Raw genomic sequence first — 13,644 nt, forward strand, 5'->3', positions numbered from 1 at the left:
CCCGTCGGGAGGTCCGGGGCGGCGGCCGTTCGGCGCTCAGTCCCGGTTTCGCCGCCCACCGAGTCGGCGATACGCGAAGAACAGCAGCACCAGACCCGCGACCGCCAAGAACCCCGGCCCGTACGCCTTGGTCTTGTCGGCGGCGGAATCGCCGTCGCCCTTGTCACTGCCGGCCGAACTGCCCGCCGTGTCCGACTTCGTGTCCGGCTTCGCCCCGCCGCCCGGCGCGTCGCGTACCGAGTCCGGCCGGTTGTCGCCCTTGAGCTCGACCCGGCGCACCTGGCTGCCCTTGCCCTCGCTGCCGAACAGCAGGGTCCGGCCGTCCGCGCTCCACGCCACCGACTCGCCCTGGCGCTGGAGCGGCACGCTGACCGGGCCCACCTGCTTGCCCGGCGCGGAGAACACGGTGGCGGAGAAGTAGCCGCGCAGCACGAACCGCGACCCGTCGGGCGCGAACGCGCCGTCGGTCACCGTCGAGTCGCCGGCGGCTATTCGCCGGAACGTGTTGATCCCGGTGGTGGACAACTGCTCCGGCTGCTCGTAGAGCCCGCCGTCGGACTCCTTGCTGGCGATGTAGAGCCTGTTCGTCCTCGGGTCGATCAGCATCGCCTCGGCGTCGCGTGGCCCGTTGTCGTACTTGACCCGGAACTTGGTCGGCTTGACCGTCGCGTCGGCCAGCGTCGCGGGTTCGGCGAAGCGGTAGATCCACACCTCGGGCCACTTGCCGTGGAAGTTGTCGCCGATGTCGCCGACGAACAGGGCCGGATTGCCCGCGTCGTCCTTGCCGATCGTGATCGCTTCCCAGTCCCGCGCGTCCACGCCGGACAGCGTGATGGTCGCCTTGGTGGCGCCGTCCTTGCCGATCGCGTAGATCCTGGGCGAGTCCCCGCTGTCGTTGTGCGTCCAGTAGACGTCGGGATGTTGCGCGCTCGCCACCAGGCCGCTGGATTCGCCGATGCGCTCGTCCTTGATGGTGAACGCCACGTCGGAATCGGCCGTCGCCGCCGCGGGCAGCGCCACCACCAGGGCCAGGGCCGCCGGGAGCGCGCCCAGGACGCGCAACCGGCCTCGTCTCACGCGCTTCACGCGTACCGCCGTGTCATGGGTCCAGCCTGCCGGCCCGGTCCGGGCTCCCGTTCGACTCCTCCGGTCATTTTGCGACAGGTCGACCGAATCCATTGCGGTTTGCCGTGGATCGGGGATGGGATGGGGGCTCGTGGGCGTCGGCATCGGGAGTCTTCCATGACACTGATCAAGGCCTGTCTGAACGGAACGCGGCGCCCCGAGGAGCACCCGGCGCTACCGCTGACCCCGGCACAGATCGCCGCGGACAGTCGGGCCGCGGTGGCCGCGGGGGCATCCATCGTGCATGTGCATCCGCGTGATCGCCGAGGTCGCGAGAGTCTGGCGCCGGACGTGCTGACCTCGGTGGTCCGGGCGATCCGGGGCGCGGCGCCCGGTGTGCCGATCGGGGTGAGCACCGGCGCGTGGATCGAGGCGGACGCGGCCTCCCGGCTGGCGTCGGTGCGCTCCTGGACGGTGCTGCCCGACCTGGCCTCGGTCAATCTCTCCGAGGAGGGCGCGGTCGAACTCGCGTACACGCTGGCGCACCTGGGGGTCGGGGTCGAGGCGGGGGTGTGGACCGAGGCCGACGCGGAGTTGCTGGTCGAGCGGGAGCTGGCCGCGGTGTGCACGCGAATCCTGGTCGAGGTCGAGGGCGGCGAACCGGGGGACGCGCCGGCCGAGGCGGGTCGGATCCTGGCGGTCCTGGATCGGCACGAGGTCGCGGTGCCGCGCCTGCTGCACGGCGCCGACGCGTCCGCGTGGCCGCTCCTGGACGCGGCGATCGCGGCCGGCCTGGACACCCGGATCGGGCTGGAGGACACCCTGCTCGACCCGGACGGCCGCCGTGTCCCGGGCAACGCGGCGCTGGTACGGATCGCCGCCGACCGGGTACACGCGGCCCGCGCGGCGGGGAACCCGCACTGACGGGAGGTGTCGGCGCTTCCGCGTCGAGCCGGACCGGCGTCGCCGTGTCGCGGCACGCGAGCCCTCGACGTCCCGCCCTACCGCATCAACGCGCCGATGATCACGGCGATGAGCAGGAGGGCCAGGGTGGCCGTGACGACGCGGGTTCGGGTGCGGGGATTCACGCCCCAGAGCCTACGCGGCGCGAACGCCCGGTCGAATTCCGGTCGGGCGCCCGCGCCGCGGGGTCCGCGGACCCCGCTCCGAGTCGTCGGGTCGGCCGGTCAGACCATGGAGGCGGCCAGACGGCGGCGAAAGGCAGCGAGCACGGTGCGGTCGCCGGTCCGCGAGACGACCGTGCCGGGCCGCCGGCCCCACAGGTAGAGCAGCAACTCGGCGGGCTCGCCCGTCACCGCCGCGTCGGCGAAGCCCGGCTCGCGGGACATGGTGACGCCGCCGCGCCGCATGGTCAGCCGCCAGTGGTGCCGGTTGCTGTGTACGCCGATGGTGCGCCCGCTCGCGCCGTCGCGCGCGCCCCCGTCGTAGTGCGCCGGGAGCAGTACGCCCAGCACCTCGTCGATGCCGTCCAGGGCCTGCTGCGCGTCCAGCGGTCCCGGGGTGCCGACCGCCATCTCGATGTCGGCCCGGTGTACCGCCGCCTCGCGCGCCATCCGGCGGGCCAGGAAGCCGGCCGTACCCGGATCGGGCCCGTCGCGCTCCAAGACCTCCGGGACGGCCGCCTCGGGCAGGTCCGCCTCGACCGGGTCGAGCGGGTCCCGCCTGGCCATTTCCGCCACGAGCGCGGCGTGCGCCCGGGTGTAGGTGTCGAGCAGATCCCCCTTGTCGCTCGGGCCGCCCGGCTGTGGGCGGCCCTCCGGACGACCGTCCGAGCGCAGTTGCCCGGTGGCGTCGGTGTACATGAGCACGGAATGTCGTACGACGTCGGCGACCGTCCAACCGGGACAGGACGGTACCGGCGCGTCCATGTCCGTGACGGCCGCCTGGCCCAGGCGGAGGCCTTCCGCCTGGAACAGGTGCTGGAACCGCACGTAGTCCATTCGTCAAGGATTCCAGCGGTTCGGGTGACGTGTCGATGGCCTGCGTCACCCCAGAGCGTGAATCCCGCGTCAAGAAAAGGTGTGTCGCACAGTTGTGCTGACGCTGTGTCAGATCTTGACCGCAGGATTACCGAACCCCGACCGTGTCGCCGTGACGGCGGCGCCGGCGGGAGTCGCCGGAGTCGCGGGCGCGACGCCCTCCGCGGCGATGGCCGGCACTCTCGCGCCGGCCGGGCGCATCGCGCGCACCATCGCACGCGGCCGCAACCGGATCCCACTGTGCCGGGCCAGCAGCACACCGACCGTGAGCGCGGCGATCAGCGAGATCAGCCCGCCCACGAACAACCCCACGCGCGGACCGAAGCTCTCCGCGAGCCAGCCGATCAGCGGGCCGCCCAGCGGGGTGCCGCCCATGAAGACGAGCATGTAGATGCCCATCACCCGACCGCGCATCGCCGGATCGCTGCCCAACTGCACGGTCGAGTTCGCCGCCGTGTTGAACGTCAGGCCGGCGATCCCGATCGGCACGAGCAGCAGCGCGAAGCTCCAGTAGCCCGGCATGAACGCGGCGACCGTCTCCAGCAGGCCGAACACGACGGCCGCGGCGACCAGTACGCGCAGTCGGGTGTGCCCGCGCTTGGCCGCGAGCAGCGCGCCCGCCAGCGAGCCGACCGCGAACACCGTGTTGAGCAGCCCGAACGAACCGGGCCCGGCATGGAAGACGTTGTTGGAGAACCCCGCCAGGGTGACCGCGAAGTTGTAGCCGAAGGTGCCGACGAACCCGACCAGCGCGATCGCCACCAGCAGATCGGGCCGACCGCGCACATAACGCAGCCCCTCCCGCAACTGGCCCTTCTCGCGCGGCACCACGGGCATCGTGCGCAGCTCCGCCTCGCGCATGGCCACCAGGCCGAGCAGGACCGCGATGTAGGACACCGCGTTGAGCGCGAAGACCCAGCCGGTGCCGATCGCGGTGATCAGCAGACCGCCGACGGCGGGGCCGACGATGCGGGCGAGCTGGAAGTTGGCCGAGTTCAGGCTGACCGCGTTGGCCAAATCCTTGCGCCCGACCATCTCGATCACGAAGGACTGCCGGGCCGGGTTGTCCACGGCGGTGGCCAGACCCAGGCCGAAGGCGAGCAGCCATACATGCCAGACCTCGACCGCGCCGCCGAGCACCAGGACGGCCATCACGGCGGCGAGCAGGCCCATCACGGTCTGCGTACCGATCAGCAGCACACGCTTGCGGTAGCGGTCGGCGATCACCCCGCCCCACAGGCCGAACAGCAGCATGGGCAGGAATTGCAGGCCCGTGGTCACGCCCAGCGCGGTGGTACTGCCGGTGAGCTGCAACACCAGCCAGTCCTGCGCGATGCGCTGCATCCACGTGCCGGTGTTCGACACGGTCTGGCCGGCGGCGAACAGTCTGAAGTTGCGGTTTCGTAGTGATTGGAAAGTGCCGGCTGTCGCCGCCACGGGCTCCCCCTTCGTCGTACGGATCGGCCTGGGCCGGATGTGCGTCCGTCCCTGAACCGAACCGACCGCGACGCGGGGCGCGCCGAGCCCGCTACGCCTGTGCCAGTTTCTCCAGCACCGGCAGGGCCGCGCGCAACGCCTCGTTCTCCTCCGGCGTGAGCCGCGCCAGGTGTTCCGCCAGCCAGGCGTTGCCCAGTCGGCGGTTCTCCTCCACCACGGCGGCGGCGGGCTCGGTCGCGGAGACCACGACCTGCCTGCGGTCGTCGGGGTGCGGCTCGCGCCGGACCAGGCCGCGCTCCTCCAGGCCGGCGATCACCCGGGTCATCGACGGCGGCTGCACCTTCTCCTGCCGGGCGAGTTCGCCCGGAGTCATGGCGCCGCGCACGACGAGCACGGTCAACACCGAGAGCTGTGTGGGGCTCAGCGTCTCGTCGGCCCGCTGGTTGCGCAGGCGACGAGAGAGTTTCAGCACCGAGGCACGGAGGGCTGCCACCGTGGCACGGTCGGGTTCGGACGGGGACACGTTTTTTAGCTTAACTCTTTACTCTCGCTAACTTCCAATGCTTTCCCCGCCGGGGATATTCCGGTGCCACGGAACGCCTTGCCGCGCGCATGGGACGAACCCACCCGGAGAGGTCGAAACCCGAGGCGGCCGGCGCGGGTGCGAGGAGGGGCAACGCGCGGCGGTGGCCGGGCGGCGGTCCGTGCGGCGCGGGTGAGGGGCGTTGGTGGGGAGTGGGGCCGGGCGGGAGGTGGCTCTGCCGCCCGGCCGTCGGGTTACTTGACGCCGAGTGCCTGTTCGATCGGGTCGATGGCGAAGTGGATCACGAAGAGGGCGGAGACGATCCACAGGAGAAGCGGGATCTCCCGGGCCTTGCCGACCGCCGTGCGCAGCACCACGTACAGGATGAAGCCGGCGCCGATCCCGGTGGTGATGCTGTACGTGAACGGCATCAGCGCGATCGTCACGAACGCCGGGGCGGCGACCGTCAGGTCGTCCCACTCGATGTGCTTGATCTGGGTCATCATCAGCGCGCCGACCACCACGAGCGCCGGTGTCGCGGCCTGCGCGGGCACCAGCTTGGCCAGCGGGGTGAACAGCAGCGCGAGCGCGAACAGGCCGCCGGTGACCAGGTTGGCGAGTCCGGTCCGGGCGCCCTCGCCGACCCCGGCTGTGGATTCCACAAAGACCGTGTTGGACGACGCGGAGGCACCGCCACCCGCGATCGCGCCGACCGACTCGACGGTCAGGATCCGGCCCAGGCCCGGCACCTTGCCCTGCTCGTCGAGCAGCCCGGCCTCGCGGCTGACCCCGATGATCGTGCCCATGCCGTCGAAGAAGTTGGACAGCAGCAGGGTGAAGATCAGCAACGACGCGGTGATGAAGCCGACCCGGCCGAAGGCGCCGAACAGGTCGACGTCGCCGATCAGCCCGAAGTCCGGCGTATCCACCACACCGTTCGCCTCGGGCGCGGTCAGCCCCCACGCCGCCTTGTCCAGGCCGGCGGCGTTGTGCACGATCACCGCGAGCACCGTCGAGGCGACCATCCCGATCAGGATCGCGCCCGGCACCTTCCGTACCACCAGCACGAACGTGAGCAGCAGCCCGAAGCAGAAGATCACCGCCGGCCAGCCCTTGAGCGTGCCGCCCGCGCCGAGCGCGACCGGGACGGTGGAGTTCACCTTGTCCGGCACGCGCGTCACGATGCCCGCGCTGACCAGGCCGACCAGGGTGACGAACAGGCCGATGCCGACCCCGATCGCCTGCTTGAGCACCAGCGGGATGGCGTTCATGATCGCCTCGCGCAACCCGGTGGCGGCCAGGATCAGCAGGCCGACGCCCTCCAGCACGACCAGGCCCATCGCCTCGTCCCAGGTCGTCTGCGGCGCGATCTGGAACGCGACCATCGCGTTGATCCCGAGCCCGGCGGCCAGCGCGAGCGGCATGTTGCCGATCAGGCCCATCAGGATGGTCATCACGGCGGCCACCAACACCGTCGCGGTGACCAGCTGCGGCTGGGACAGATGGTTGCCGAACTTGTCGGTCGCACTGCCGAGGATGATCGGGTTCAGCACGATGATGTAGGCCATCGCGAAGAACGTGGCGAGCCCGCCGCGCATCTCGCGCAGCGGCGACGAGCCGCGCTCGGAGATCTTGAAGAAGCGGTCGAGGCCGCTCCTTCGCGTGGCGGGGACCTCGGGGACGGTCACGGCGGGGGCCTGGCGGGGCATGCGAATCCTCGGAGCGTGGGAACGGGTAGTCAAGACACGCACACGGCACGTGGGGACGCGTGCCGGGAGACCCCAAAAGGGTGCCAGAGACCACAGCCGAAACGGGAACCGGTCTCTCCACTTGTGCGTCGGGGCACGCGCGGGCCCCGTACCGGCCGCCAAGTAGCCTTGTTTTCGTGAGCAGGCACGGGAGCGGGAAACGACGGCGCACCTCGCCGGATCCGGACGACACGGGCGTGGCGCGGACGGATTCGGCCGCGACGCCGGATCCGGTCGACGACACGTTCGACGCGAGCGCCCCCGGCAGCGGTGAATACGCGGCGCACGGGAGCGAGCCCTACCCGGCGACGGATCACGGCACCGCGGACTATGGCTCCACGGATTACGGCTCCGGGGATTACGGCTCTGCGGACTACGGCTCCGGGGAGTACGCCGCGACCTCAGGCGAGTACGCCGCGACTTCCGGGGAGTACGCCGCCACCTCCGGCGAGTACGGCGCGACCTCCGGGGAGTACGCCGCCGCGAACTACGCCGACTACCCGCAGACCGACTACACGGCCCCCGAGGCGGCCTACGGCTCCGGCGGCTACCAGGCCGCCGTACCGGCCTTCGAGCCCGACGCGTACGACTCCGGGAGCCACGCCACGCCCGAGTACGGCGCGAGCGCCTACGACCCGGCGACCGACCCGGCCCCGGGCGGGGGAACCGCCGAGTTCGCCGCCGTCACCGATGCCGCGGACGCCGCCGGTGTCGCCGATCCCGCCGACGAGCCCGCGCCGCCCGCCGACCGGGAGCCGCCCGCCACGGACACCGGTATGCGGCCCGCCCCGCCCCCGCTCGAAGGCGACATCGTCAAGCTCGTCGCCGTCGGCAGCGTGATCTGGTTCGCGCTGTTCGTGGTCGCCTGGTTCATGCGCGACTCGCTCACCGACGACGGCCGCGACTGGTGGCCGTGGTGCGCGCTGGCCGGCTCCGGCCTGGGCCTGTTCGGCCTCTGGTACTGCCGCCGCCTGCAGAGCGCGCGCGACGACTAGGGTGCGTCGGCCGGCCTCCGCCCCGTTCCGGACGTCCGGTGAAGGTACTCGGCGACCCGCCTCGAATAACCACAAAATCCGACATTCACTGACGTAACGTCAGGGCATGATCGATGCCCCCGTCACCAGCACCGGGCTGACCGACGCCGAGGTCGCCGAACGTGTCGCGGCCGGCCGGGTCAACGACGTTCCGGGCCGTTCGAGCCGCAGCGCCTCGGCGATCGTTCGGGGCAACGTCTTCACCCGGTTCAACGCCATCATCGGCACCTTGTTCGTGGTGATCCTGATCGTCGGCCCGATCCAGGACGGCCTGTTCGGCTTGGTCATCGTCGCCAACACGGCGATCGGCGTCATCCAGGAACTGCGCGCCAAGCGCACCCTGGACACCCTGGCGGTGATCGGCGAGGCCAAACCGCGGGTGCGCCGCGGCGGGCACACGGTCGAGGTGTCCGCGCGCGAACTGGTCCTGGACGACGTCTGCGCGCTCGGCGCGGGCGAACAGGTCCTGGTGGACGGCGTCGTGGTCGAGGCCGACGCGCTCGAACTGGACGAGTCGCTGCTGACCGGCGAGACCGATCCGGTCCACAAGAGGATCGGCGACCCGGTGATGTCCGGCAGCTTCGTGGCCGCCGGCAACGGCGCGTACCGGGCGACCAAGGTCGGCGGCGACGCGTACGCCGCCCGACTCGCCGAGGAGGCGGGCCGGTTCACCCTGGTCGACTCGGAACTGCGTCAGGGGCTGAACCGGATCCTCACCTACGTCACCTGGCTGATGATCCCGGTCGGGATCCTGCTGATCATCAGCCAACTGCGCACCGACGACGGCCTGCCCAACGCGCTGCGCGGCATGGTGGCCGGGCTGGTCACCATGGTCCCCGAGGGGCTGATGCTGCTCACCTCGGTCGCGTTCGCGGTCGGCGTGGTGCGCCTGGGCCGCAAGCAGTGCCTGGTCCAGGAGTTGCCCGCGATCGAGGGGCTGGCCCGGGTGGACGTGGTGTGCCTGGACAAGACCGGCACGCTCACCGAGGGCGGCATGGACGTGGCCGAGGTCCGCACGCTCGACGACACCCTGCCGATCGGCCAGGCGCTCGGCGCCCTCGGCACCTCCGACCCGCGCCCGAACGCGAGCCTCCAGGCGATCGTGGACGCCTACCCGGCGCCGCGGGGGTGGTCGATCACCGACATCGCCGCGTTCTCCTCGGCCCGCAAGTGGAGCGGGGCGAGCTTCGCCGAGCGCGGCACGTGGCTGCTGGGCGCGCCCGACGTCCTGCTGCCCGAGGGGCATCCGGTGCAGGCCGCGGTGGACGAACTGGGCGCGAAGGGGCTGCGGGTACTGCTCCTGGCGACCGCCGACGCGCTGACCGACAAGGCCGGCGCGCGGGCCCACCCGGCCGCGCTCGTGGTGCTCCGGCAGCGGCTGCGCCCGGACGCCGCCGAGACGCTGCGCTACTTCGCGGGCCAGGGCGTGGCGACCAAGGTGATCTCCGGGGACAACGCGCTCGCGGTCGGCGCGGTCGCCGCCAAACTCGACCTGGCGGGCGCGGAGCACGCCGTGGACGCCCGCCGACTGCCCGAGGACCGCGCCGAACTCGGGCGGGCGCTGGAGGAGAACACCGTCTTCGGCCGGGTCACCCCGCAGCGGAAGCGGGCCATGGTCGCCGCCCTCCAGGCCCGCGGGCACACGGTGGCGATGACCGGCGACGGCGTGAACGACGTCCTCGCGCTCAAGGACGCCGACATCGGGGTGGCGATGGGCTCGGGCAGCGGGGCGAGCCGCGCGGTCGCCCAGATCGTGCTCCTGGACAACCGCTTCGCCACGCTGCCCTCGGTGGTGGCCGAGGGGCGACGGGTGATCGGCAACATCGAGCGGGTCGCGAACCTGTTCCTGGTCAAGACCGTGTACGCGCTGCTCCTGTCGCTGCTGACCGGCGTCGCGGGCGTGGTCTTCCCGTTCCTGCCCCGCCACCTCACCCTGATCGGCTCGCTCACGATCGGCGTACCGGCGTTCTTCCTGGCCCTGGCCCCCAACGCCGAACGCGCCCGCCGGGGCTTCGTCCCGCGCGTCCTGCGCTTCGCGATCCCGGGCGGCGTGGTGGCCGCGGGGGCGACGTTCCTGTCCTACTGGTTGGCCCACCTGAACAGCGGCACCGACCTGAAGGAGGACCGCACGACCGCGGTGATCACCCTGTTCCTGGTCGCGATGTGGATCCTGGCCATCGTCGCCCGCCCCTACGCGTGGTGGAAGATCGCCCTGATCGCGGCGATGGCGGCGGCCTTCCTGTTCGCCCTCTACGTCCCCTTCGCCGCCGACTTCTTCGCCCTCTACCCCCAGGACCAGGGCAACAACGGCACCGCGATCGGCATCGCCGTCGTCGCCGCCGCCCTCCTGGAGGCGGGGTGGCACGTATCCGGTTGGCTCCACCGCCGCACGGGCGACGACGGGTAGGCCCCACGACCCGCGCCCGGGGCGGGGCGGCTCGCCAAGGAGCCGCCCCGCCCCGGGGTCAGACGCCGTCGAAGTCGCGTTCCGTGGCGAAGTGGGCGGCGTTTTCCGGATGGGTGAGGAGTTGTTCGACCTCGAAGCGGCGGTGCCATTCGCCGGCGGCCCAGGCCAGGCCGCGGGCGACGCCCTCGAACGTGGTGGCGTGCACCTTGCCGTCGACGTAGCGCCAGTCCGCCTCCAGTTCGGTGCCGTCCGGGCCGGAGACGATCAGCTCCTCGTGTTCGACGTACTCCTTCGGCGCGTCGGGCATCGCCGCCAGTACGTCGTCCGGGACCTCGTGCACGGTGCCCTCGGAGAGCACCTTGCCGGGGATGGTCTCGGACAGCAGCGGTACGTCCAGCAGGTCGGCCAGCGCCTCCGCCCGGTCCGGGCGGACCGGCAGCACCACGTGCGTCGCGTCGTCCGCGACCAGCGCCGCCAGGTCCGGCGCGTCGCCCACCAGCGCGTCCGCGACGTCGGCCACGGTCATCCGGCCGCCGGAGACCCCGCGCAGCTCGGTCGGCGCGGACAGCCGCTCCGGGGTCACCTCGGCCAACGCGGTGTACAGCGCGCGCAACTGGTCCCGGGTCACCGCCCGGTCCGGGTCCGCCAGGCGCTCGAGCAGCTCGTCCGGGCCGTCCGGGTCGGCCAGCAGCGCCGGGAGCGTCGTACGCACGCCCAGGGCGGTCAGGAACACCGGATCCAGGCTCGCCCGGACCCGGTCGTAGAGGCCGTGCAGCAGCCGGTCCCCGTCCAGCGCGAGCAGCCCCGCCGGGCGCCGGCCGTCCAGCACCGGGTGCCCGCGCAGCCACCACGAGGTGTACGACGGCACCCGGGCCCGGCCGCCGTCGGGCAGCAGCACGTGCGCCGGCTCGGTCACCGCGTTCCGCAGCGGCGGTGTGGCCAGCACCTCCAGGGCCTCGTCCCACGCGTCGTCCGCGACCAGGTCCAGATCGCGCACCGCGGCGAACCCGGCCAGCACCGGCGGCACGCCCTGGTCGGGCAGGTGGTCGAGCACGTCGTCGAGCCAGTCGTCCTCGGCGTCCAGGTCGTGGTCGCAGCCGTCGTGGTCGAGGACCACGTCCTCCTCCCGGACCAGGCCGAACGTGCCGAGCACGCCGACCGCCTCCAGCACGTCCTCGCCCCAGCGCTCGACCAGGTCCGGGTGCGCGACGCCGAGCGCGTCCGGCTCGACCACCGCGGCGATCCGGCTGCCGGGCAACATCAGCTCGCCCGCCGGAACCGCGTCGCCGTCCACGTCCGGCAGCAGCAGGGCGGCCAGCCACGCTTCGTCGCCGGCGGCGATCCGGGCGGCCCGGACCAGCTCCAGGACCGCGTCGGCGATGTCGTCGCCCTCCTCGCCCTCGGTGACCGCGGCCCGCACCGCCGGATCGGCCAGCACCGCCCGCGGCGTGGCCCGGACCGCGCCGAGCCGCTCCAGGAGCGGATGCGTCGCGTCGGGGTGGGCCACCCGCAGCCGAAGCACGTCCAGCACCGCCGGGTCGGGACTCTCCGGGCAGGGCAGCAGGACCCCCCTCGGCCCGCGCACGATCCGACCGTCGGCCAGCGGCACCGGCAACGCCCCCAGCGCGTCCCGGGCCGCGGGGTCGAAGGCGTCGTACAGATCCCGCCACCAGCTCGGCTCCCGCTCCATCCCCGCGAGCTGGTCGACCACCTCGGCCAGCGGCAACCGGCGCACCCCCAGCACCCGCAACGCGGCGCTGCGATCCAGACCGGCCGGCAGCAGCCCGGCCACCACCGGCGCCAGCGCCTCGACCAGCCGCGGGCCCGCCGTCTCGATCAGCACCGCGTCGCGCGGGCGCAGCAGATCGCGGTCGCGCGCCGCAGTGCCCCGGTCGAGCAACAGCGCGTCGCGATCGTCGGGTTCCGCCTCCACGACGGACACGGCGGCGGAGGCGGCGGCGTCGGAGGCGCCCGAGGACCCGGCGCCCGGCGCGGCGGCCGGCAGGAACGCGGTCTCCGCGAGCCGATCGAGCACCGCCCGGCGCAGCAGCCCGTCCAGCTCCCCCTCGCCGGTCGGCCCCGGCACCAGGCTCAGCACGGCGGTGGTGGTCACGGGCCAGGTGCCGAGCAGCCCGGCGTAGGTCTCGGCGGCCCGCTCGACCAGGAAGTCGCGCAGCGGACCGGGCGCGGTGTGCCGGCGGGTCGGGTCCAGCGGGAAGGACGCGACGAGCAGGGCGGGCAGCCCCAGCGGCTCGTCGGTGGGCGTGGGCGCGTGCACGACGGGCCGTACGCTCGGCCGGCGCGGATGGTCGGCGGCGTCCAGCGGCACCGCCCACAACACCGACCAGGCGGCCCGCCGGCGCTCCTCGGTGGGCCGGTCGGCGAGCAGCGCGGGCTCCAGCGCGCCGCCGTCCTCGGCGACCCGCCAGCGGGTCTGCACGCCGTTGTCGGTCACCACCAGGGCGCCGCCGTCGGCCCGGCAGGTCAGCGTCCGCACACCGTCCGGCGTCTCGATCACGATCTCGCCGAGCCGGCGCAGGGTGAGCAGCAGCGCGTCGTCGACCTCGGCGAGCAGCCGGGCGGCCAGGTCCACCGCGGCGCCGTCGCGCAGCGGCAGCACCACGCACGTGTCGTAGTCCTCCGGCGGGGTTCCCTCGGCCGGCATCGGCAGCCGCAGCACCGGCACGTCGCCGTCGCGTCGAGCCAGTTCGTCGGTCAGTCCGGCGTTGTCCCGGGCCTGTTCCGCGACCAAGTCGCGGGCCTCGTGCAGGGACCAGCGCACCCCGCCGGTCCGGGAGAGCACACACGGCTCGTCGGTGACCGCGAGCACCGCGGCGAAGCCGACCCCGAACCGGCCGACCGCCTCCGGCCCGTCGTCGCGCTTGGCCGAGGCGCGCAGCGTGGACAGCGCCTCGACGCCCGGCGCGTGCAGCGGGTCGCCGGTGTTGGCCGCGACCAGGACCCCGTCGCGCAGGGTCAACCGGAGTCGGCCCACCACGCCGGCCCGGGCGGCGGCGTCGGCGGCGTTCTGCGCGAGTTCGACCACGAGCCGATCGCGATAGCCGCCGAGGGCGAGTTCCTCCTCGGCGTTCGCGTCCTCCCGAAAACGTGCGGGCGACGCGCCCCACGCGTCCAGTACGGCTCGCCGAAGCGAAGCGGTGCCAAAGCGGTCGTCGATGCCCATGCCGTGCGCCGTCCCTCGATCGCGGATGTGGCCGGAACCCTATTGCGTTTCCGGCGCTGCGGCCGCCCGGCGATCCCGGTCCGTGGAATGCCGCGCGAAACGGCGCGGGGACGATGCGGGCAGGCAGTGGATCAAGTCACACAAAACCTACACATACGACAAACGACACTTCCCCGGTCGCCCCGGTCGCCACGGGAGTACACGCATCCCTGGGGGCAACCCCGGTCGGCTACGGAAGGGAACGAC

The 13,644-nt window shown here is 72.8% G+C and carries 9 protein-coding genes; 3 read left to right on the forward strand and 6 right to left on the reverse strand.

Annotated features, from left to right (window positions below; translation table 11 throughout):
• Nucleotides 1-36 precede the first annotated feature (36 nt).
• A complete protein-coding gene (locus ACFRCG_RS45715; protein WP_380042596.1) occupies nucleotides 37-1,086 on the reverse strand; it encodes a hypothetical protein in 1,050 nt (349 codons plus the stop codon).
• A gap of 156 nt (nucleotides 1,087-1,242) precedes the next feature.
• Between ACFRCG_RS45715 and ACFRCG_RS45720 the strand changes: the two genes are divergently transcribed.
• Entirely contained in the window at nucleotides 1,243-1,989 is a 747-nt protein-coding gene (locus ACFRCG_RS45720) for a 3-keto-5-aminohexanoate cleavage protein (RefSeq protein ID WP_380042597.1), read from the forward strand.
• Between the two features lie 263 nt (nucleotides 1,990-2,252).
• Here ACFRCG_RS45720 and ACFRCG_RS45725 read toward each other — a convergent pair whose 3' ends face one another.
• The 4 genes from ACFRCG_RS45725 to ACFRCG_RS45740 all read right to left on the reverse strand — a co-directional run bounded on the left by ACFRCG_RS45725 (nucleotide 2,253) and on the right by ACFRCG_RS45740 (nucleotide 6,734).
• Nucleotides 2,253-3,026 (reverse strand): maleylpyruvate isomerase family mycothiol-dependent enzyme, encoded by a 774-nt coding sequence (locus ACFRCG_RS45725; protein WP_380042598.1) that lies wholly within the window; start codon nucleotides 3,024-3,026, stop codon nucleotides 2,253-2,255.
• Nucleotides 3,027-3,134: 108 nt separating this feature from the next.
• Entirely contained in the window at nucleotides 3,135-4,541 is a 1,407-nt protein-coding gene (locus tag ACFRCG_RS45730) for an MFS transporter (RefSeq protein WP_380042613.1), read from the reverse strand.
• 52 nt (nucleotides 4,542-4,593) lie between these two features.
• Nucleotides 4,594-4,995 carry a MarR family winged helix-turn-helix transcriptional regulator gene (locus ACFRCG_RS45735; protein ID WP_235618661.1) on the reverse strand — a complete coding sequence of 134 codons (402 nt, stop codon included), beginning with the start codon at nucleotides 4,993-4,995 and terminating at the stop codon, nucleotides 4,594-4,596.
• Nucleotides 4,996-5,279: 284 nt separating this feature from the next.
• Nucleotides 5,280-6,734: an NCS2 family permease gene (locus ACFRCG_RS45740; RefSeq protein ID WP_380042599.1), complete on the reverse strand. Its 1,455-nt coding sequence runs from the start codon at nucleotides 6,732-6,734 to the stop codon at nucleotides 5,280-5,282.
• Nucleotides 6,735-6,910: 176 nt separating this feature from the next.
• On the opposite strand from ACFRCG_RS45740, the gene ACFRCG_RS45745 reads away from it, so the two are divergent.
• Nucleotides 6,911-7,768 carry a DUF2530 domain-containing protein gene (locus ACFRCG_RS45745; RefSeq protein WP_380042600.1) on the forward strand — a complete coding sequence of 286 codons (858 nt, stop codon included), beginning with the start codon at nucleotides 6,911-6,913 and terminating at the stop codon, nucleotides 7,766-7,768.
• 106 nt (nucleotides 7,769-7,874) lie between these two features.
• Nucleotides 7,875-10,214, forward strand: coding sequence for an HAD-IC family P-type ATPase (locus ACFRCG_RS45750; RefSeq protein WP_380042601.1), 2,340 nt, complete (start codon nucleotides 7,875-7,877; stop codon nucleotides 10,212-10,214).
• A gap of 58 nt (nucleotides 10,215-10,272) precedes the next feature.
• On the opposite strand, the gene ACFRCG_RS45755 is transcribed toward ACFRCG_RS45750, so the two are convergent.
• Nucleotides 10,273-13,398: a sacsin N-terminal ATP-binding-like domain-containing protein gene (locus ACFRCG_RS45755; RefSeq protein ID WP_380042602.1), complete on the reverse strand. Its 3,126-nt coding sequence runs from the start codon at nucleotides 13,396-13,398 to the stop codon at nucleotides 10,273-10,275.
• Between the last annotated feature and the right edge of the window lie 246 nt (nucleotides 13,399-13,644).

This window comes from Embleya sp. NPDC056575 (genome assembly GCF_042793325.1).
Classification (GTDB): domain Bacteria; phylum Actinomycetota; class Actinomycetes; order Streptomycetales; family Streptomycetaceae; genus Embleya.